The sequence below is a fragment of the Aeribacillus sp. FSL K6-2833 genome (assembly GCF_037965815.1).
Taxonomy (GTDB): Bacteria; Bacillota; Bacilli; order Bacillales; family Aeribacillaceae; genus Aeribacillus; species Aeribacillus composti.
In genome coordinates this window covers 1,771,047-1,792,639 of record NZ_CP150189.1, presented here as the reverse complement: position 1 = coordinate 1,792,639, position 21,593 = coordinate 1,771,047, and the positions used below count along the sequence as shown (strand labels likewise).

12 protein-coding genes, 2 pseudogenes and 1 CRISPR repeat array are annotated in these 21,593 nt (G+C 38.6%); of the genes and pseudogenes, 3 read left to right on the top strand and 11 right to left on the bottom strand.

Annotated features, from left to right (window positions below):
* Nucleotides 1-183 precede the first annotated feature (183 nt).
* Entirely contained in the window at nt 184-723 is a 540-nt protein-coding gene (locus NSQ94_RS08885; RefSeq protein WP_339230721.1) for a DUF2179 domain-containing protein, read from the top strand.
* A gap of 413 nt (nt 724-1,136) precedes the next feature.
* Nucleotides 1,137-1,567: a CRISPR direct-repeat array (repeat unit 30 nt; unit sequence GTTTCAATTCCTCATAGTTAAGATAAAAAC).
* 801 nt (nt 1,568-2,368) lie between these two features.
* On the opposite strand, the gene NSQ94_RS08880 is transcribed toward NSQ94_RS08885, so the two are convergent.
* The 4 genes and pseudogenes from NSQ94_RS08880 to NSQ94_RS08865 form a co-directional block, all read right to left on the bottom strand.
* Entirely contained in the window at nt 2,369-2,623 is a 255-nt protein-coding gene (locus NSQ94_RS08880; protein WP_063388730.1) for a hypothetical protein, read from the bottom strand.
* Between the two features lie 1,636 nt (nt 2,624-4,259).
* Nucleotides 4,260-5,597 (bottom strand): annotated as a pseudogene (locus NSQ94_RS08875) (GntP family permease).
* A gap of 49 nt (nt 5,598-5,646) precedes the next feature.
* Nucleotides 5,647-7,191 carry a gluconokinase gene (gntK, locus tag NSQ94_RS08870; protein ID WP_339230599.1) on the bottom strand — a complete coding sequence of 515 codons (1,545 nt, stop codon included), beginning with the start codon at nt 7,189-7,191 and terminating at the stop codon, nt 5,647-5,649.
* A gap of 19 nt (nt 7,192-7,210) precedes the next feature.
* Nucleotides 7,211-8,227: a LacI family DNA-binding transcriptional regulator gene (locus tag NSQ94_RS08865; RefSeq protein ID WP_339230597.1), complete on the bottom strand. Its 1,017-nt coding sequence runs from the start codon at nt 8,225-8,227 to the stop codon at nt 7,211-7,213.
* A gap of 291 nt (nt 8,228-8,518) precedes the next feature.
* Between NSQ94_RS08865 and NSQ94_RS08860 the strand changes: the two are divergent.
* Nucleotides 8,519-9,858: pseudogene (locus NSQ94_RS08860) on the top strand (IS3 family transposase).
* A gap of 114 nt (nt 9,859-9,972) precedes the next feature.
* Here NSQ94_RS08860 and gucD read toward each other — a convergent pair.
* The 5 genes from gucD to NSQ94_RS08835 all read right to left on the bottom strand — a co-directional run bounded on the left by gucD (nt 9,973) and on the right by NSQ94_RS08835 (nt 16,441).
* Nucleotides 9,973-11,448 carry an alpha-ketoglutaric semialdehyde dehydrogenase GucD gene (gene gucD, locus NSQ94_RS08855; RefSeq protein WP_311066182.1) on the bottom strand — a complete coding sequence of 492 codons (1,476 nt, stop codon included), beginning with the start codon at nt 11,446-11,448 and terminating at the stop codon, nt 9,973-9,975.
* Between the two features lie 265 nt (nt 11,449-11,713).
* Nucleotides 11,714-12,409 carry a FadR/GntR family transcriptional regulator gene (locus tag NSQ94_RS08850; RefSeq protein ID WP_311066183.1) on the bottom strand — a complete coding sequence of 232 codons (696 nt, stop codon included), beginning with the start codon at nt 12,407-12,409 and terminating at the stop codon, nt 11,714-11,716.
* 444 nt (nt 12,410-12,853) lie between these two features.
* Nucleotides 12,854-13,777 (bottom strand): 5-dehydro-4-deoxyglucarate dehydratase, encoded by a 924-nt coding sequence (gene kdgD, locus NSQ94_RS08845; protein WP_339230594.1) that lies wholly within the window; start codon nt 13,775-13,777, stop codon nt 12,854-12,856.
* Nucleotides 13,778-13,859: 82 nt separating this feature from the next.
* Entirely contained in the window at nt 13,860-15,389 is a 1,530-nt protein-coding gene (gene garD / locus NSQ94_RS08840) for a galactarate dehydratase (RefSeq protein ID WP_311066185.1), read from the bottom strand.
* 23 nt (nt 15,390-15,412) lie between these two features.
* Nucleotides 15,413-16,441: a mannonate dehydratase gene (locus NSQ94_RS08835; RefSeq protein ID WP_311066186.1), complete on the bottom strand. Its 1,029-nt coding sequence runs from the start codon at nt 16,439-16,441 to the stop codon at nt 15,413-15,415.
* Between the two features lie 369 nt (nt 16,442-16,810).
* Here NSQ94_RS08835 and NSQ94_RS08830 point away from each other — a divergent pair, with 369 nt between their 5' ends.
* Entirely contained in the window at nt 16,811-17,920 is a 1,110-nt protein-coding gene (locus tag NSQ94_RS08830) for an IS4 family transposase (protein ID WP_144596560.1), read from the top strand.
* 399 nt (nt 17,921-18,319) lie between these two features.
* On the opposite strand, the gene NSQ94_RS08825 is transcribed toward NSQ94_RS08830, so the two are convergent.
* Both NSQ94_RS08825 and NSQ94_RS08820 read right to left on the bottom strand, forming a co-directional pair.
* Complete coding sequence (locus tag NSQ94_RS08825) at nt 18,320-19,675, bottom strand: MFS transporter (RefSeq protein ID WP_339230591.1); 1,356 nt, start codon at nt 19,673-19,675, stop codon at nt 18,320-18,322.
* 898 nt (nt 19,676-20,573) lie between these two features.
* Complete coding sequence (locus tag NSQ94_RS08820) at nt 20,574-21,578, bottom strand: mannitol-1-phosphate 5-dehydrogenase (RefSeq protein ID WP_339230589.1); 1,005 nt, start codon at nt 21,576-21,578, stop codon at nt 20,574-20,576.
* Between the last annotated feature and the right edge of the window lie 15 nt (nt 21,579-21,593).

Below are 21,593 nucleotides of genomic sequence, written 5' to 3'. Positions count from 1 at the left end.
TTTCATGGTTTTTATGAGAAAGCAGTAAAAAAATTAGACACATCTGTAAAAAAATTTTTACAAAATTCCAGAGGACATTTTTTTGATTGGTTTTTATATGACAAGATCTATTGGCATAGGAGTTGCAAGAAAAAATACAACCAAAGATGACTACCGTAGAGGGGGATAGTTGATTTGATATCGATGATTTTTCTTATATTAACGATTATTGGTTTTAACATTTTATATATGGCTTCAGTTACCCTTCGCACGATTCTAGTGATTAAGGGATACAGTCTCATCGCTTCTTTTTTATCTATGTTTGAAGTATTTGTATATTTAATGGGATTAACTATCGTCTTAGATAATCTGGATAATCCAATCAACGTGTTTGCTTATTGCATGGGATGGGGAATTGGAGTTTATTTTGGAAGTAAAATTGAAGAGTACATGGCTCTTGGATATGTGACGGTTCAAATAGTCGTTGATTCTTTAGAGCATGAACTGCCTTCATACCTGCGAAACCATGGCTATGGGGTTACATCTTGGTATGGAGATGGGAAAAACGGCAAGCGACTTATCTTACAAGTGTTGACAAAACGGAATAATGAAAAAAATTTATTGTATTTGATTAATGAACTCTCTCCTCAATCATTTGTAATTTCATACGAACCGAAATACTTTAAAGGAGGGTTTTGGGTCAATAGATTGAAAGGGAATTTCGTGAGGAACAATAAAAACTAGGGAGTACTCGCTCTCTTCTTTTTTAAGTTAACTAGATTAGCCAATTAAGATTAAGTGTTTTTAGGTCACTCAATGGACTTTCCAGTATAGAAGAGGCCAATAAACCGTTTATCCAAAAACCTATGTGCAGCATTGTGTAGTTCCCAAATTTCGCAACAAAATTCGAAAAAAAGAAGTCGAATCGGCAAAGGTCTTCAAACTGATTTATCTCGCACAAGGAGTGGGCAAAACAAATGTTTATTCAACAAAGGCATTGCTCACGCATTGATGTCCGGATCTACAATACGTTCCTCCGACCATAAAAATAGATTAAGCACGACCGTATTGATATTGGCCGTGCTTTTTTGTTTAATATTTTTCTCAGTTAAAAATAAAAAACACGCTGGAACTATGCATTTTCAAAACAAAGTGCCTTATTTAAGTTCCTTAGTTAAGATAAAAACGGGATCTCCGGCGCGGGAAGTTTAGACAGTCGGAGATGTTTCAATTCCTCATAGTTAAGATAAAAACTCAAATGGGCGGAAGATATTCGCAAAGTTGTTGTTGTTTCAATTCCTCATAGTTAAGATAAAAACAGGATTGATTGGTATGGAAAAGATCCTCATGGAAAGGCGTTTGTTTCAATTCCTCATAGTTAAGATAAAAACTTTTTCCATTCCCACTTTTATAAGGGGAACATCGTAAGTTTCAATTCCTCATAGTTAAGATAAAAACCCGTGAAAACTAAAAAAGCAGCAGTTAAGCGACCAAGTTTCAATTCCTCATAGTTAAGATAAAAACTAATTGTATAATAAAGATGTAAGGTTAAGAAAACGTTTCAATTCCTCATAGTTAAGATAAAAACCCCAGAAAATGTTGTTAAATAAGCATTTCGTTTTAAATGGTTGATTGGTTATTTTCATTTTAACGAAGGAGTTATATTTTATCAATCCTTTAATTTGTGCGGGCTCAATGGAGATTTGAAAGAGTCGTCGATCCCCCAGGTTTTTTGCACGATTGGAGGTCGACGACAAATTTCATTATTTTTAAAACATAACGTTTGTTTGCAGATCGACAATTCCAGTTTGTTTTAATCCGTGTTTTTTCCAGAACGCTTTTTACTGCTGCTTCTGTATCATAGACAATATTCCACCAGCTTTTTCTCGTTCTCCTCTTTCTTTGGAACATTTTGATCTATTGATTTTGTAATATGGTGATTGCCTTTGAATCTCAAATTGATTATACACCAGATGTAAATTTATACAAGAATTGATTGTTAAATCCAAAAATTATATGAACAATATTTCTCAAGCATTTTTGGGTCAACTCGTCCGCTCCGGCGCATACATAGCCGGCAGCGTTAACTTCTTTACGGTTTAAACATAATCTTTTTCACCAAGTTCAGCTTTACAACGTTTATTATCAACAAAAAAGCGTCTAGATGTTCGACGCTTCCTGCCCAGATTTCGTACTTTTTAACTTCGCATTGACAACAACCCTTCATGCATTGTGATGGTGTTACCCGAAAAACGAACCATCTGGTTGTTACCATTTCCGGCCAAACCGCTTGTTCCTCGAGCTGATTCAAGTACGCTTATGCTGCTGTCAAGAAAGGAAACACTTTATACTTTTCCAACCAGCTATCGCCCCGGATTTATGTCTGCCATTATTTCTCCGTTGTCTTTTCAAGAGCATATTTGATTGCAGCGACGGATCCGATCCCATACAAGGCATATTTTAATCCGTTTACTAAAACCTCAAATGAGAAAGCGCTGGCTTCAAAAATAGAGAAAGCAACGCCAAGTACAACCGCGACAATCGGAATGTAGCGATTCGAAAGATTGGTTGCTTGACGGATTGCGTACAGCAAAACGGCTAATGCCACATATGCAGTGAACTCAATTGATAGAATAGCTTCCATTTGAACATTTCTCCTTTCTAATTGTCATTGCTCCAACATTAGTTTATTCAAGACCTAGGACAAGAGAAACAGCAGAAGCATAGCAATTCAACAAATTAGTTACTTGTCTACCGCACGATTTTTTCCGTCACTGAACACTTACTTCAATGCAGCAAAAATAATAGCTACGACTCCTCCGATCACTGACACAATAATTGCGCTTGTGATCGTTAGCCGTAGCCACTTTGTATCGTCCTTAATAGCTCGAATGTCATTAAATTTTTGTAGTCGCCTTGTGGTCAAGAAGGCAGGAGTTTTACGTCCGGCTTCTTTTCGTCCAATAATGATCGCCAAAACAATTGATATAGAACCGTAATTAAATTACATTCTTATCCTTTGAATTTCAAATGTCGATATTTAAAACTCAATCGTTTGCTCGATTCTCATTAAAAATTTTCAAAAGAAAAAATGAACTTACTAATAAAACAGGTATTCCTATCAAGATGTATAAAAAATTTTTCGGCAGAATCATATCGTATACATACAAAAAAAGAGTTGTCCAAACAAACAGGACTATATATTTTAATATTTTTCAACTCCGCATTCATTTATCCATCGCTGCTTAACATAAAATCTCTATGAAACTGTCATTTACTGCAAAATTTACATTGTATTAAAATCGATGGATAAACATGAAAAAGGTCGTGTAGTATGAATGAAAGCATTTTTATTTAGAAATCTCACAACATATTGGTTGGTATCAGTACTGATAACGATCTGTCTTATCCCTAGATTCTGGATGTAAATATTTCCTATATTTTCATCTGCTGGCTTCTATGTATCTTTCATTGTTTTGTTGTATGGGGTATCCGCATCAATCCTCTCTGAAATTTTAAGTAAAAGTATTATGAAAAAAGAAAATCGACTATTAGTCAAAGCAATTATATACTGTCTTTCTATATCTATATTTGCATTACAGTCAAAGTAAAGCGAAACACGTTAGAGAGTTCAGAAACTTTCTATATCTATATTTGCATTATAGTCTCCTCCTGAATTACTGATTTATGCAGTTATTCGTGCAGTGTTCTATTATTCTGTGGACGAATTTATTCGAAAAATATAATAGCAATAAACAATAGTCCAAGGATTTTTCTTTTGAACCTAAATAAAAATGCTCTATCAATACAACTTCTAAATTTTATGTCGTTGGAAGAATTTTTAATGAATGTTCCGTTCTTCTAATTTCGCATATTCACCTGCTTTTTACATTTAGATGAACAAAAAACACATAGTTTTGACGGCATCTCCTTTTTTATACGATTCAGCGAGCGATTAGTCTCACGCTTTTAGAAGTCCTTACGCAATTTCCTGCTGGGTTAGGTTTGATGATCAAAAAAAAATAAATGTGTGATTCTTTAAGGCTTGTAATTGCGATTGAAGAATATATTCATTTTTTACCATCACAGTCGTTTCCGAGAAAAAATAACGGCCTTTCCCCGGTTGAGTATCGAGAAAAGGCCGCAGCTTCAAATACTCGTTTTTTAATATCTGGTTGACAGAGTTATGTGCAAGCGACTATTACAGCATTGTTGTTCGATCTCAGTCGGAAATGCCCATTTGACAGGGTTTTGTGAAAGCGCCTGGCATTTTTTATATCTTACAGCAACGCAATCAGCGCAAAAGCGACGACAGAAATAATTGTCTCCATTGCGGTCCATGTCATCAATGTTTCTTTGACAGTCATGCCGAAATACTCTTTGATCATCCAGAAGCCGGAGTCGTTGACGTGCGATAAAATGAGTGATCCCGCTCCTGTCGCTAATACAAGCAATTCAGCGTTCGTGCCAGGAATGCTGGCGGCAATTGGGGCAACAATGCCTGCCGCTGTCATCATCGATACCGTCGCAGAACCTGTCGCAATCCGAATGAGCGCGGCAATTCCCCAACCTAACAGCAGCGGAGACATTTGCGAATGTGTGGCCCAGTCTGCGATTTGGTCGCCAATGCCAGAATCAAGCAACACCTTATTGAACGCCCCGCCAGCACCGATGACAAGCAAAATATTGGCGACAGGACCAAGGCAGTCATTGGCAAATTTTTATACTTTATCGCGATTGAATCCTCGAGCGTAGCCAAGGCTAAAGAACGAATAAATCGTCGCGATCAAAAGCGCGATGATCGGATCCCCGATAAAGCGCAGCACTTTCGATGCTTCCGACGCTTGATCCAGCGTAACATTAGCTATGGAAGCAACCAGCATTAAAATAACCGGAAGCAGAATCGTAAATAACGTGTTGCCAAAGCCAGGGAGGTCTTTCTTTTCTTTATGCTGTACAAGCTGCTCGGCGATTTCACCAGGCACTTGTTTATACATGCGCGACCCGATCCATTTTCCAAACAACGGGCCGGCGATAATGGCTGTCGGCAGCCCGACAATAAGCGAATAAAGAATTGTTGTCCCGACATCGGCTTTAAAAATGCCGACGGCAGCCATCGCAGCCGGATGCGGCGGAACAAGTCCATGCACGACAGATAATCCGGCAACAAGCGGAATACCAATTGTCACAAGCGAAATTCCTGTTTCCATTGCAATGGTAAACACAAGCGGAATTAATAGCACGAATCCTACTTGGAAAAATACTGGGATCCCCACTAAAAATGCGACGACCATCATTGCCCAATGGACGCGTTTTTGGCCAAAACGGTCAATCAATGTTTTCGCAATGCGTTCAGCGCCTCCGGACTCCGCCATCATTTTTCCAAGCATCGTTCCAAGCGCCAATACGATCGCCAAAAAGCCAAGCGTATTGCCAAGACCTGCTTTAATCGAATCAATAATTCCCGGCGTTTCCGGCGACGGTGCGATCAGCGGCATTCCCATTGCCAGCCCTACACCAACGGATGTCAAAATCAAAGCGACAAACGGATGCATTTTCGCAACCGTGATGAGCAGCAATAACACAACAATCGCAGCAATAACAATCGCGATTCCCATTTCCATTCCTCCTCTTTTCTGTTTGATGCAAACTAAACCGATTTAGTAGCTATCCATTTCTACGCTGGAAAGAAGCAATCACATCAAACTCATCCTTTAAGCGATCATATAATCGTGTATATATATCAAATAGTTCGGAATAAATAAGCGTATTTTCTTCATTTGGCACATGGCGTGATAAAATATGAATCCACGTTTTCACCGTATCAAGCGATGGAATATCGCCAAGCGCATACAATGCCAATGCTGCAGCACCTAGCGCAGACGCCTCGTGCGTTTCCGGTACTAACAGCTCTTTTCCCATCATATCGGCAAGCATTTGCCGCCAAAATGGCGATTTGGCAAAGCCGCCTGATACGCGGATTTCCGAAAGCGGCCCCGTGACATCGCGAATCGCCAGAGCAACAGAAAAGATACTCATACATACCCCTTCCATCACCGCACGAATGAAATGTTCCCGCTTATGATGAAGGCTGATGCCGAAAAACGTGCCTCTGGCGTTCGCGTTCCAGTACGGCGCCCGTTCCCCGGATAAAAACGGGAGAAACAGCAATCCTTCTGCCCCAGCTGGAACCCGCTCCGCATATTTTGTCAACAAATCATACGGATCGATGCCAAGCCTTTTTGCCACTTCGCGTTCCTGGCCGCCAAATTCATCGCGCAGCCACCGCAGCAAAATCTCTCCGTTATTCGTCGGCCCTCCGACGACCCAATGGTTTGGCGTCAGGGCATAACAAAACGTTCGTCCTTTTTCATCCGTTTTTTGCACGGAGGAAATCGTCCGCACCGCGCCGCTCGTTCCGATCGTAATCGCCGCTTCGCCCGGCAAAATCGCGCCAACGCCGATGTTGGCAAGCACCCCGTCACTCGCGCCGACGACAACCGGTACATCCAGGTCAAGCCCCATTTGCTCGGCCCATTCTTTTTCCATACCCTGCAATACATGTGTTGTCGGCACTAAACTAGATAACTGCGCTCTCGTAATGCCAAGAAGTTGAAGCACATCCGCATCCCAATCAAGCGTATCCAAGCGAAACAGCCCGGTTGCCGAAGCGATCGAATAGTCGATGACATATTGGCCATATAGCCGGTACAAGACGTATTCTTTAATGGACACGAACTTATGCGCCTGCCGGAATACGTCTGGCTGCTCTTCCTTCAGCCAAAGCAGTTTCGGAAGCGGCGACATCGGATGAATCGGCGTTCCCGTCCGTTTATAAATATCCAATCCGTTCCAATCCCGTAAAAGACGGTCCGCTTGTCCGACGCTGCGGTTATCGGCCCAGATGATACAGCGGGTGAGCGGGCGACCTGACGCATCAAGCGCCATTAGCGAATGCATCGCCGCACTAAAGCCAATCGCTTTCACCTCACGAGAAGAAAGACGCAATTTGGTGGTGACAGCGTTTACAGTTTGAACAACGGCGGAGAAAATTTCCTCGGGATCTTGTTCCGCCCAGCCCGGATACGGCTGGATGATTGGATAATCCACTGCATGGGAGGCGAGCACCTGCCCGCGTTGGCCAAACGCCACCGCTTTCGTGCTTGTCGTGCCGATATCGACACCAATGACTACTTTATCGTCTGCTGTCATTGTTGTTCCCCCTTTCCAATCATATTTGTCGGACGGATTTCCGCTCGATCAATGTAGGCGGAAAACGAAAAATTTGCGGCTTGTGTCTTTGTTTCTTGGCAATCTGCATAAACAAACGCTCTGCTGCTTTTTTCCCCATCGCAAAAGTTGGCTGGGCAATCGTCGTTAACGTTGGCGTATAAATATCGGCAAACGGAACATCATCGACGCTGATCAGCGCCAAATCATCAGGCACATGGATGCCGTTGTTCTTGACGAAATGCAAAATCTCCATCAATGTCAAATCGTTAATCGCAAACAGCGCTTGCGGCGGACGGCCTAAAGCAAACAGCTTTGCCAGTTCACTCTGAATGGACGAAATTTCGGCCGCAACAACATAATCAGCGATAACTGGAAGCCCTTTTTCCGTTAGCGTCTGCCGAAATCCTTCAATCCGCTCCACCCTTGGAACGACATGGGACACAAGTGGAGGAGCGACGACGCCAATGCGCTCGTAACCGTTACTAGCCAAATATTCCACCGCCAAAGCGGCCGCGCGTTTGTTATCAAGCAAAATAGCATCCGCTTCAATCCCTGGAACCATCCTGTCGACAAACACAAGCGGAAAGCGCTCCTCCACTAACCGTTGATATACATCCTTGTTTTTTCCCGTCGGAAAAACAATCAAGCCATCCACTTGTTTGGCAAGCAGCATATCAATATCAATATATTTTTTTTCTTTTTCCGGATCGTCATCGGAATTGCAGACGATGACATGAAAACCGCGCTCTTGGCATGCTTCCTCGATGGCATGCAAGACTTGGATCGTAAGCATATGCAAAATATTAAAGACAATGACTCCGATCGTCGCTGTTGTTTTCTGCTTTAAGCTGCGGGCGATAATATTCGGTTGATATCCCAGTTCTTCAATTGCCCGAGCAATCCGTTTTCTCGTTTCCTCGCTCATATATTCATAGCGTTTATTCAAATATTGCGATACCGTACTTTTCGAGACGTTGGCCAATTTCGCGACATCGGCCATCGTTACTTTCTTCAAAGGGATCCCTCTTTCATCACTAAATCGATTTAGTATTTATAAACGTTTTCATAAACCGGTTTAGTACCATCATACATAATTGAAAGCGTTTTACAATCCCTATTTCACCTTTAGCCAATCAGAGATAAGGAAATTGCCATCCCATACATCGTTAGAAACTGCTTAAATTTTTAGATGAAAAATCAAGGTATTAAACCGGAGTTCACCGACAAAAACGATAAAAAAGAGAGCCGGGTTTGAACTGCACCCCAATTGTTAGACACAACTAACCATTGGAGGTACAGTTTTTATATGACTAAATACAGTTTAGAAACTAAATTAGCTGCAGTTAGGGCTTATCTTGAAGAGGTAGATTCCTTTAAGGTAACCGCACAAAAGTATCATGTAAGTGTATCGATGTTAAAAAAATGGGTGGCTAAGTACAGAGAACATGGATCAGAAGCATTTCAAAAAATGTATACAAATTACTCCATGGAGTTTAAAATGGACGTAATCAACTATATGAACGAAACAGGAGCGTCTATCGAAGAAACCTCTGCCCGATTTAACATCCCTTCCTCGAGCACGGTGTGGAATTGGAGGCATTTATTCGAAACACAAGGGATGGACGCTCTTCAACCAAAGAAAAAGGAGCGTCCATCCATGAAAAAAGAAACAAAGAAATCTCAACGAGTAGAAGGGTCACAAGAAGCATTATTAGCTGAAAATGAGCGTTTACGTATGGAGTATGCTTACTTAAAAAAGTTACTTCAAGAAAAGGAAAAATTACAGAACAAGACAAAGCGCAAATCATCTTTGAATTTAGGCATGAATTTAAAGCCACCGATCTAGTAAAGGTCGCTGGCATTGCGCGCAGTACGTATTATTACTGGGTCAAACAAATGAATCGTCCAGATAAATATAAGGAAATGAAGGAATGGATGAAGGAAATTTTTGAGGAACATCAAGGAAGGTATGGATACCGTCGTATCACATTAGAATTACGTAATCAAGGGTTAAAAATCAATCATAAAACAGTCCGGCGCCTAATGAATGAAATGGGATTAAAATGTCTTGTCCGCATGAAAAAGTATCGCTCCTATCGTGGGCAAGTGGGGAACATTGCGATTAATATTTTAGGGCGTGACTTTCACGCATCGAAACCAAATGAGAAATGGGTGACAGATGTGACAGAATTCCATTTGCATGGGGAGAAGCTATATTTATCCCCAATTCTAGATTTATACAACGGAGAAATTATCGCTTACAACATAGAAAGTCGGCCTGTTTATTCGCTTGTTTCCAAAATGTTGGACAAAGCTTTTGACTGTTTAAAAGAAGGAGACGCCCCCATCCTCCATTCCGATCAAGGTTGACATTATCAAATGAAAAAGTATCAACACACATTAAAAGAACGAGGGATTGCCCAAAGCATGTCGCGTAAAGGAAATTGTTTGGATAATGCGGTCATGGAGAATTTCTTTGGCTTATTAAAGTCTGAATTACTGTACCTTAAGGAATTTGAGAGCATGGAGCATTTTAAACACGAATTAGAGAATTATATTCATTATTACAATCACAAACGAATCAAGGCAAAATTAAAAGGCATGAGTCCGGTTCAATACCGAACTCATACCCAAATCATTGTCTAAATTTCCGTGTCTAACTTTTTGGTTCAGTTCAGTTATAGTTACAGATAGATAGGCTCTCTTTTTCTGATATTCCATTAATTTTCAATAATTTAGGAATGCGACAAACAGACACTTTTAACTTTTAATAAGAACAGTTTTAATTGATGTAAAGAATTCAATGGCAGCTCGTCCTTGTTCTCTTGAGTGTGAACTAGATTGCTTCATTCCTCCAAAAGGAGCCTGTAGCTCTACGCCTGCACTTTCTTCATTAATGCGAACTAATCCCGCTTCAATTTCATTTATGAATGATAGAGCGTTTCCTATATTTTTGGTAAAGATAGAGGCGCTAAGGCCAAATGGAGTATCATTTGCTAAATTTAATGCTTCTTCCAACGTATCCACCTTAATTAAAGCTAATACAGGCCCAAATATTTCTTCTCGAGCAATTGTCATATTAGGAGAGACATTTTCAAAGATAGTTGGTTGCACATAAAATCCATTTTTAAATTCCCCATCTTCTAAACGATTACCACCGTACAGTAAAGTGGCACCTTCCTCGATTCCTTTGCGTATGTAATACAGAACTGTTTCTAACTGTTTTTCGCTAGCACAAGGTCCCATCCATGTATCATTATTTAATCCATTGCCTATTGTTATTTGTTTTACCCTCGATAATAGTTTTTCCTTGAATTCATCATATACATTACTATGAACGAACACTCGGCTTGTTGCTGTACATTTTTGTCCAGTGGAGCGCAGTCCTCCACTAACAGTTGCTTCCACAGCCTGGTCAAGATCAGCATCATCCAATACAATTACAGGGTTTTTGCCACCCATTTCAAGCTGATATTTAGCTCCCCGTGCCACTGCTTTTTGAGCAATTGTTTTTCCAACCTCATTTGAACCAGTAAAGGTAATTGCATTAATATCTGGATGTTCGGCTATAGCATTTCCTACTACCAATCCTCTGCCGGTTACCATATTAACAACACCAGCTGGCAAACCAGCTTGATCTAAACATTCAACAATTTTAGCAGCAGTCACTGCTGTTTCTTGAGCCGGTTTGAATACAACCGTATTTCCATATATAATGGCAGGGGCAATTTTCCAAATAGGAATGGCTACAGGAAAATTCCATGGAGTGATAACTCCTACAACACCAAGTGGTACACGGGTTGTAAACATAAGCGCTTCGCTATCTGAAGAAGGAATAACATCACCAATCTTTCTCATTCCTTCTCCCGCATAGTAACGAAGGATTGCAATTCCTCTCTGTACCTCTCCTTTTGACTCAGGGAATGTCTTGCCCATTTCCCGCGTCATTGTTTCTGCGATTTCATCCATTCTTTTTTCCAGTTCACTAGCAGCCTTATAAAGATATTCCCCTCTTTTAACACTAGATAGTCTTCTCCAATTAACTTGCGCTTTCTTAGCCGCTTCTACGGCTTTATTTACATCTTCTTCATTGGATTGTTGAACATACCCTACTATTTCATTTTTATTGGCTGGGTTGATGCTTTTATCAACTTTTTTTGTGGATGAGTGAACCCATTTGCCATCTATATAATTGAGATATGTTTGTTTTTTAGTTTTAACTTCCGATACCGCCATGTTAATATCCCCCTTGTCACTTGAAAATGCGAATATAGAGCCATGCCTTAATCTCGAAAAATGGCTTGACTCGTTTATTGCAATAAGGAATTTTGTGGAAAATACAACCATTTACAGTAAATAATTTCGAAAAGGGGTTTATTTCCTTTCATATGCTTAAGCATTTTAAAATCAGATTCAAACATTTTAATACGCTCGCCTAAACAATAAAGAGTAATGACTCACATGAAAAGTTCCCCTAATTGAATATTTAATATTACATATATTACTCATTTTCATAATCAGCTAAAATCTTATTGCGCACAAAACTTAAGTGCCTGTACATCTGTTTGAAAGCTTCTACTGGGTCTCTATTTTTAAGCGCTTCGTAAATTGCAAGATGATGTTCGATTGTAATATCTGGCTCTCTATATTTAATCAAACTGTCTGTTTTTTCATGTGTGATGAGTAAGGAAATAATCATTCCTTCAACAATAGGGTTATTAGCACTCAATGCAATGATTCGATGAAATTCTTTATCTAAAAATCCATAGTTACTATCAGCATGTTCTCTGATTTGATCAATGGTATCTTTTAATTTTTTTAACTGCTGATCCGTTATTTTTTCAGCAGCAATCGTCACTAATCCGAGCTCTAATGTCATACGAGCTTCAATGATGGCTGGAACATTATTAATTGACACAGCAAGCATCGCCTTAAAAGGATCACTTCCCACTTTATCGTTAATATATGTTCCTCCACGTGGCTTCCTTGTTATAATGTCTAGTGTCTCAAGGGATCTTAGAGCTTCTCTCAGAACAGGTCTACTTACTTCTAATTGTTCCATTAATTCTATCTCAGATGGTAATTTATCTCCTGGTTTCAACTTACCACTTACTAGAAGCTGTATCAATTGTTCTAAAACTTGTTGCGACAAAGTACTCCTGCGTACCGAACTTACAGCGTATTTTAGTTCACTCATTTAATCTCCCTCCCTCTATAAAAATATCGATTTTCTCTTTTTTTCTTTGAATTTCTTCGATTTTCGCAAGGATGCATCCATAATGAGCACCAGAAGGCAGGATAGATCTTGAATATATTTAAACTTTTGGATACAACAGCTCTGGAGGAAGATCCCCTACGATCCCATTTCTCGGAAATAGAGATGGGCGTTCCGATGATCGCACCAGTTGGATCTTCACCTTTCTCATGGCGGTGTACCCTCCCATATCTCACGAATTCCTTCGTTCAACCTATCCATGAGATGGAGGTCGGACATACACTTTGTTTAGAAAAACAAAGGCACAGCCATTTGATTAGATACCAAGCATTCTTTATTAAAAAAGTTTCTCCAAGTACAAAGACAATAAAAGTAAATAAGACAGGAAGTATAGAAACAAATCCTGCTTCAAGAATAGTTTCCTAATTAAACCTTTACATCATTTGGATATTTTTCTAATGCTTTTTTGATTATGTGTTCGAGCTCTTCATAATGTTCTTTCTCCACTGGTGTAACCGGCGGTCTTACATTAGTACCTACTGGTAAACCTACTATTTCCATGCCTGCTTTAATAAGTGCTACTGCATATCCTTTTTTCTTTTTTCTAATTCTATGAATAGGAAGAATTACATTTTTGTAGATTTCACGTGCTTCCGCCTTGTTTCCGTTTAACAGCGCATGATAGTATTTGATAGAAATATGCGGAATATAGTTAGAAATAGCAGATGAATAAGACTTAAAGCCAAGATTAAGATAAGCAGCCATTGTTACTTCTGCTAAGGGCATTCCATTAATCCATTCGAGGCGATCGCCTATGGCATGCGTAAGTTCCGCATTCAACTCAATATTACCTATTCCATCTTTGAAACCCACTAGTTGTGGTAATTCGCATAATTTTTGAAGCGTTTCGACTTCTAACAAACAATTGCCTCTGTTATATACGATAGCGTTTAAGTCTGTACTATTAATAATGGTGCTTAAGTAAGCATATAAACCGTCTTGGGAAGGGTCTATGAGATAAGGAGGAAAGATTAAATATCCATCGGCTCCTAACTCTTGCGAAATTCTTGCCTGTTCCAAAGCCTGTTTAATATTTCCTCCAACTCCTGTATAAAGAGGAACTTTTCCCTTCGTTCTCTCTACAGCAACTCTCACAATCTCCTTATATTCATCATTACTAACTGATTGCAGTTCTCCGGCTCCGCAAACAACAAATATTGATGATAGCCCGGATTTAATTAAGAAATCGATATTTGCCCTTAGACCATCAAGATCTATGTTGCCTCTAGAATCCATTGGCGTCACTGGGAATCCCATAATCCCCCTAGGGGATTTTCTTAATTTATCCATAAGTAAGTTCCGCCTTTCTTTAATTATATACTTAAGTCAATAATATTGTAAGACAATTGTATATGTTTTTAATATTTTTTATTTATGTTACTGGAGATGGATTAAATAAAACTAAATCATTATAAATTTTCCATTTATCGGCCCATGCCTTTTTTGTTCCGCTTGCTACTTCTATAATTTCTTTAAAAATCTCCCAACCAACTTCTTCAATTGTTGCTTCTCCAGTAGCGATTTTTCCGGCATCGATATCAATCAGATCAGGCCATTGTTCGCGTAGTTCGCTTCGAGTAGATACTTTGATTACTGGAACCATTGATAATCCATAAGGTGTGCCTCTTCCTGTTGTGAAAACTTGCAAATGTATTCCTGATGCTAATTGAAGAGTTCCGCAAACAAAATCGCTGGCAGGTGTAGCTGCGAAAATAAGTCCTTTTTTTCTTACTCTTTCCCCTGGAGCTAATACATCTACAATCGGTGTGCTTCCGGATTTGATAATGGAACCAAGTGACTTTTCTACAACATTTGTTAATCCACCACGTTTATTTCCTGGAGACGGATTAGCGCTACGATCGGCTTCCCCTCTTCTTAAGTAATTATCATACCATCCCATTTCTCTGATTAGCGCTTTTCCTACTTCTTCATTAATTACACGTGGTGCCAGCAGATGCACCGCATCTCTCACTTCAGTAACTTCCGAAAATAATACAGTTGCTCCTGACTTAATTAAGAGATCAACAGCATAACCTACAGCCGGATTAGCAGTTACCCCGGAAAAGGCATCACTTCCACCACATTGTACGCCTATAACCAATTCTGAAACAGGGATTTTCTCTCTCTTTCTTTCGTTTAGTTTTTTTAACTTTTTTTCGGCCATTTCCATAATGGAATTAATCATATTCATAAATCCATTTTCATTTTGTAAAATGAGGATGTTGTCATTAATGCCATTGTTTAAACGATCGGGAGATAATTTTTCACATCCTAATCCGATAATCATCAGTTCCCCACCGAAATTAGGATGTCTCGCTAAGTTTTGAAGAGTACGAATCGGGATTACTGCATCAGGTGCATTGATTGCCACACCACAACCGTAAGCATGATTTAGGGCAATAACATCATCAACATTAGGGAATAGAGGCAAAAGTTCCTCCTTTATTTTCTTTACAGCAACATTTAAAACACCAGCTACACATTGAACACTTGTAGTAATCCCCAGAATATTTTTGGTGCCTACTGTACCATCTTCGTTGCGAAATCCTAAAAAAGTGAATTCCTCCTCTAACGGAAGAACTTCTTTAACCTTATTAGAAAAGGTTAAAGAAGTTAGTTTTGGAGGAGTCGGCATAAGCACTAATGATTCCTTTACCCAACTCCCTTTTTTTATTGTAGTTTTGGCATAACCGATAACTTCTCCATATCTTACAATTTCTTCACCTTCATAAATGTCGCGGAGGGCAACTTTATGCCCTTGCGGTATTCGCTCGATTAATTTTAAGCCACAGGGAAATTCAGTGCCTTCATCCAATCCGCCACTATTTACAATAATAGCCGTATTGTCATCCGGATGTACCTGTATGTACAATGGTGGGCGATTATTTCTATAAACTTTCAAAATTACTCCCCCTTCAGTATTGATTATTTATATATTGGTCTTCCCTCAAATTCATACATTGCTGCTATTAGGGCCTTTACATATCCTATGGAATAAGCAAATCCTATGCTGGAAGTCTTCCAACCGATATTGGAATACTTCCATCTGTCGTCGTAGTCCGGTTCATCTCCGGTCAGAATTGGAACATGATCGGGATTGATACATCCTTGATAACCAACCTTCCTAAGTTCAAGCAATATTCTGAACATATTTAAATCACCATCATCTAATAATGCTTCTTCAAATGCCCCTTCGGTTGGTAAACTTCCTCTTACATTACGAAGATGAACCAAAAATATTCTTCCTTTTCGTCCAAAGTAGTTGATTTCATCAAGAACTAAAGATGACCCTCCTGCTTCAGCTCTTGTTCCAACACAATAAACAAACCCTACATTTTTATTTGGAAAATCGTCAATAATTCTGTGTAGCCCTAATCCACCAAAAGGTGAATCTGGATGTGGCGTATCCGAAGGATGTATCGCTATTCTGACATTATTTTCTTGAGCTATAGGGACTAGCTCTCTATAAGCGATTTGGAAAGATTTCCACCAGTCTTGAAGTTCTTCAAATGTAGGTTTTTGCCGTTTTTCTGTCATAAGGCCGATACTTTCTCCGCGCGCAATAGCTCCTCCACGTTGAACTGCTTTATATTTTCTAGAAAGACCTTCAAATACATCACCTTCAAAACGTTGCCGTACAAGTGTTATCCCTGCTTCCGCGAAAACTTTAACCGCATTACATGAATTTTCTAGTTCCTTTTCACTTCCAGGACGGTTTTTCATAAAATTCTCTGTAATGTTAGGAAGAGTTACCCGATTAATATCCATTCCCCATGAGCGGATTCTCTTTTTTAGTTTTAACAGCTTATCTAAGTCAGGATATCCTTGTTCTTTAACCCCTTCGAAAGAATTTCCATTACCAAAGTCAATGCAATCTACACCGAGCTGACACAATTGTTTCAAATCGAGATCAGTTAAATTGGTAGTATTGACTGTAACTGAAACTTGAAACATTTTATCACCTCATAAATTGATTTATTATTTATGGAGTTGGATATTAAAAAATAAATCACATATGAATTAAGCTAAATATAGCTATTTTCTATTTTTTGCTCGATTGTAAATAAAAAATCGCAAAGTTAAACCTGATTATCCAATTAGTTTCCTTTATTGTTTATTTGTAAGTTATTTATATTGTAAGACAAAATGAATATTTAGTCAATTTATAAATTTATAAATAATCAATTAAATTTTTTATTTTGCGACACTAGCGTTGCATTAATTTAATTCGAAAATTCCGAATTGAAAAAAGTCCATAAAAAATCCTTTATAATGGATGGTACAGGTGATCCCTGTCCAAATCCAATATAAAGGATGAAGCCTATGGACAAGGATACACTATTTTCTTCATTTGGTAAATGGGTCACTCCTCTCAATTCTGTTAAATTTACACAAAGAATTGAAGAGATGAAACAAGATAAATATACGAAAAAATTAACCACAAAAGCGTATTTACTTTTGTTTTTGCATGCTCAACTTCAACAACGAGAAGGACTGCGCGCCATCGCCGATGATGCGTTACTGGATGATTTTCAGCGAGAATTAGGATTGACATCTATTAGTGCTTCACAACTTTCTCGAAAACATCGCCAAGTAAAACCCGAATTGCTCGCAGAAATCTTTCTGGATTTAGTGAATCAAATCCGCCAGATGTCCACGAATTCCTCCAGTCAGGTGAGTGGCTTAAAAATCGTGGATTCTACGACCATTTCACTGAATCTGAAAAAATATCAATGGGCTACGTTTCGCAAAACGAAGTCGGGAATTAAGGTTCATTTACGACTGGTGTTTGTCAATGAAGATACGGTTTATCCGGAAAAAATGGTCATGACCCCAGCAGGGAACAATGATCGAACACAAATGGAACAACTGATCGACGAAACAGATGCCATGTACGTGTTTGATCGTGGTTATGTAGACTACGAAAAGTTCGATTATTACTGTGATAAAGGCCTCTTTTTCGCCTCCCGTCTGAAAAAGAATGCCTATGTTCGATTTCTTGAATCGTTCTCTGTCCCATCCAATTCCTCTATTTTATCTGATTCGATGGTGGTCATTGGGACACCACAAAAACGAACGGAAAATGTCTTTCGATTAATCGAAACATTCGATTCGGACGGGAATCGAATTCGAATCATTACGAACCGATTCGACCTAGATCCAGAAGAACTTGGTGATATCTATCGTTCTCGATGGGCCATTGAACTATTTTTTAAGTGGATTAAGCAACGTTTAACACTCAAACATCTTTATGGAACGAGTCCAGAAGCTGTAGAAAATCAGGTTTACTTAGCTCTGATTTCTTACTGTTTACTCATTCTTATTCAACTTGAAATGAAATCGAAACATTCTCTCACCCAGATTTATCGTTGGCTTCGCGTTTTTCTTTGGAAACCAAGTACCGTGTGGGTGGAACGAATTCAACGGGAATGAGTTGAAAAAAGTCGGCGAAGCGCAGTAGCCATGTAACAATAAAACAAATACATTTATTACCAAATGGATAGTGATCACCTTTAGTTGGTTACTGCCTTGTTTTTCGTTTATTATAAAATATTTTATTCAGAAAATTCTGCATAAAATGTTTTTATTTTTTATGCAACGCTACTGATTTTGCGAGAAAATTAAATATTAAAATCTATCTTTATGAGATAGTAGGAAATCCATGAAATGATTAATAGTAGGTCACTAGTCCCACCTACATAAGCGGCTTCCATTCCTTATTTCAATATGTTCTATAAAGGTCTCCGGCAGCTATAAATAAGATGGAGCATGATGTGGACATCTATGCTCCATTAAGATTTTTATATTTACTTGATAGCATGTGCATTCTAATCATGCTTTTTTTAGTTCCACACGTTTGATTTCACCAACAATAACAAGGTAGCTGAATATAGCTACTAGTGCATTCACTCCTACAAAGATAAGTGCTCCGTTGAAAGATCCAGTTCCTTCAACAATATAACCTATGATAATCGGTGTTGTAATTCCTGAAATATTGCCGAATGTATTGAATAAACCACCACTTAATCCCGCTAACTCCTTCGGCGAGGTATCGGACATTACAGCCCATCCTAATGCGCCAAATCCTTTTCCGAAAAAAGCAAGGGCCATTACAACAATAACAATCCAATTCATATCTACATAGTTAGCAATAATCAAACTCATAGACATAAACATCCCAAGAACGATAGGAACTTTTCTTGCTACTGTCAAAGAATAGCCTTTTCTTAGCAAATAGTCAGAGAAAATACCACCTAAAATTCCCCCTGCAAATCCACAAATTGCCGGAAGAGAGGCAACAAACCCTGCTTTAAGAATAGACATATGGCGTTCCTGAACTAAATATACTGGGAACCAAGTTGAAAAGAAGTAAGTAAGTGTATTAATACAGAATTGAGCTATATAAATCCCAATCATCATACGGTTTTTTAATAGTTGTTTCAGATAAACTAATTTTGGTTTTTCATCACTTTTGTTGCTATTCTTATTTTTGTCCATGTCAATTAGAGCTCCACCTTGCTCGATATATTCTAACTCTGCTTGGTTTACACGGGGATGATCTTTAGGATTGTAAATCACTTTCATCCAAACAAAAGACAAAATAATTCCTAAAACACCCATAAATGCGAAGTTATATGGCCAGCCAAAAGAACTTGTGATCCAACCTAAAATAGGTGCAAAAATAACTGTTGCAAAATACTGAGCGGAGTTAAAGCAAGCGGCAGCTGTTCCACGTTCTTGAGATGGAAACCAAGCCGCTACTATTCGACTGTTCGCAGGGAATGATGGTGCTTCAGATAGTCCCACAAGAAAACGGAAGACAAATAAAAGCACAACAACAGCACCAGCGCTAACAAAACCAACAAACCCTTGAAGCAAAGTGAAAAGTGACCAAAAAAAGATGCTAAAAGCATAGACAATTTTAGAACCATAGCGATCCAAAAACCATCCTCCAGGAATCTGCCCAATAACATAAGCCCAAGCAAAGGCCGAAAAAATATACCCCATTGAGACAGCGCTTAAGCCTAGTTCTTTCTGCATAGCTGGTCCTGCTATAGAAATAGTTGAGCGATCAGCATAGTTGACAGAAGTGACTAAAAACAGCATGGCAACAATGCACCAGCGAACTTGGCTTCTTTTTAATTTTGTCTGTACGATGGCTTCTTTATTTGTGTTTGTTTCTAACATATTTATTCCTCCTTCTTTTTTAACATTAGTATTGTCAGCATCTCACGTCACGATGATTTGAACATTTAATAATTACAACATCTAACATTGAGTCTATATTTTTCATTGCTTCGACTATTTCGATATGTAATAACTACTAACTCTAGATAAGTTCTGTTTATTATTAGGGTCAGTAAATTGCTAATATTTAAACATTTTTTCATACAAAGCATAAGGTAATCGCTTACAAAAATCTTTTTGTTGGTTTATAAACGCTATTTGTTGTATGCAATATGGATAATTAATCTTGATATTATGATCTAATTTACTTCTTCTCTATTTACACCCTTCTTATTCACATTGATAAGTTAAATCACCAATTATAATTTAGATAATAACAATTTTTAAATTTAAATTTGTCTAGTCTTAGGCCTCCCCTCTTTTTATTGTTTGTTTGTAAGTTTTTTATATTGTAAGACAAAATAAAAATTTAGTCAATTTAGAAATTTAAAAAAACAAGAAAATATTGTTTTATTACTGGATAAGCATTATTTCGATACGTCGGATTAACTTTTTTGATTTCTTACGACAGTTGGTGAAAATACTTCATCGATTTTACATTTTCGTCGTATTTTCGAACTGCGGAAAGTTTCTCATCTATCGACATTTTCACACACCAACATCTAAAAAAGCTGACTACAAAGTTTTTACAACCTTGTAATCAGACTTCTAAAAATGATGCGCTTTCAAAATTTTATGTGCATTTATGTATTCGTTATATGTTTTGCAGAACATTATCGACATGGTCTGCGGTATTTTCGCAATATTTTTATAAAACGTTTGTCTTGCTGCCAAACGTTGTTAATAAACCATGAAAAAAACCTGCCTTGCCAATGTTTTGGCAAGGCAGGTCATCCGTTTACTTTAAATGCTGCCATTGATCTTTTATTGCTATAACAAGAGGATGATCTTTTTCTAATTGTGAATATTGGTATAGGGCCCCTTCTACTCCTGTTTCTTGAATGGTTTTTTGCAACGCAACTGCTTCGTCATCGTTTTCATAGTCAAACAATAACAGTGCGGCAATTCCTTTGACTAAACCAAGCGGTACTTGTCCCAACAAGTCATAATATTGCGTGGCCGGTCCTATGAGGCGATCATTCGCCCCAAGTTTGCGAATTGGAGAACGAGCAACCCGGACGACTTCATCAGAAATGGAAGGATTCATAAAACGTTGAATGATTTTTTGAATATAAGTTTGATGTTCGTTTTCATTCCATCCATATTTCTTTACTAACACCGCACCTGATTCTTGCAGCGCTTTTTCCACATCCGAGCGTATCTCTCCATCATTCATTGCTTCTTGTATCGTTTGCAATTTTTTATAGTATCCTAAATAACTAGCAATCGCATGCCCGGTATTTACGGTAAAAAGCTTGCGCTCAATATAAGGTTTTAAATCATCAACAAAATATGCTCCTTGAATCGGCGGAATGTCGCCAATGATGTTTCGTTTTTCGATCACCCATTCATAAAACGGCTCGACCATAACGGAGAGAGGATCTTCGTTTTTTTGATTCGGAACGATACGGTCTACCGCACAATTTAGAAAACCGTAATACTTTTCGAACAACGGCTTATCTGCTTCGGAAATCTTTGCAAAAACATGGCTTTTTAACACTTCACTTCCGCCAATCATATTTTCACAAGCAATAATATGAAGCGGTGTTTGATTGATCTCGGCTCTTTTTTGCAGCCCCTCCGCAAGAATCGTGGCGATAGCCGGTAAGATATGCGGTCCGGAGTCAGTCAAGACTTTGTGGGAATTTTTTTGGTTCGCTGAAAATAGATGTAAGTCATAGGTTAGCGAACCATTTTTTTGAATTTCATCCGTAAGCGCTTTCGGACTCTCATCCCTTGCCATGACGGACGAATATGT

What these genes read in the sequence shown, in the direction of transcription:
- NSQ94_RS08885 (WP_339230721.1), top strand. Translation starts at nt 184, where the DNA reads ATGATTTTTCTTATATTAACGATTATTGGTTTTAACATTTTATATATG.
- NSQ94_RS08880 (WP_063388730.1), bottom strand. Translation starts at nt 2,623, where the DNA reads ATGGAAGCTATTCTATCAATTGAGTTCACTGCATATGTGGCATTAGCC.
- gntK (WP_339230599.1), bottom strand. Translation starts at nt 7,191, where the DNA reads ATGACAGCAGACGATAAAGTAGTCATTGGTGTCGATATCGGCACGACA.
- gucD (WP_311066182.1), bottom strand. Translation starts at nt 11,448, where the DNA reads ATGGCGGTATCGGAAGTTAAAACTAAAAAACAAACATATCTCAATTAT.
- NSQ94_RS08850 (WP_311066183.1), bottom strand. Translation starts at nt 12,409, where the DNA reads ATGAGTGAACTAAAATACGCTGTAAGTTCGGTACGCAGGAGTACTTTG.
- kdgD (WP_339230594.1), bottom strand. Translation starts at nt 13,777, where the DNA reads ATGGATAAATTAAGAAAATCCCCTAGGGGGATTATGGGATTCCCAGTG.
- NSQ94_RS08835 (WP_311066186.1), bottom strand. Translation starts at nt 16,441, where the DNA reads ATGTTTCAAGTTTCAGTTACAGTCAATACTACCAATTTAACTGATCTC.
- NSQ94_RS08830 (WP_144596560.1), top strand. Translation starts at nt 16,811, where the DNA reads ATGGACAAGGATACACTATTTTCTTCATTTGGTAAATGGGTCACTCCT.
- NSQ94_RS08825 (WP_339230591.1), bottom strand. Translation starts at nt 19,675, where the DNA reads ATGTTAGAAACAAACACAAATAAAGAAGCCATCGTACAGACAAAATTA.
- NSQ94_RS08820 (WP_339230589.1), bottom strand. Translation starts at nt 21,578, where the DNA reads ATGGCAAGGGATGAGAGTCCGAAAGCGCTTACGGATGAAATTCAAAAA.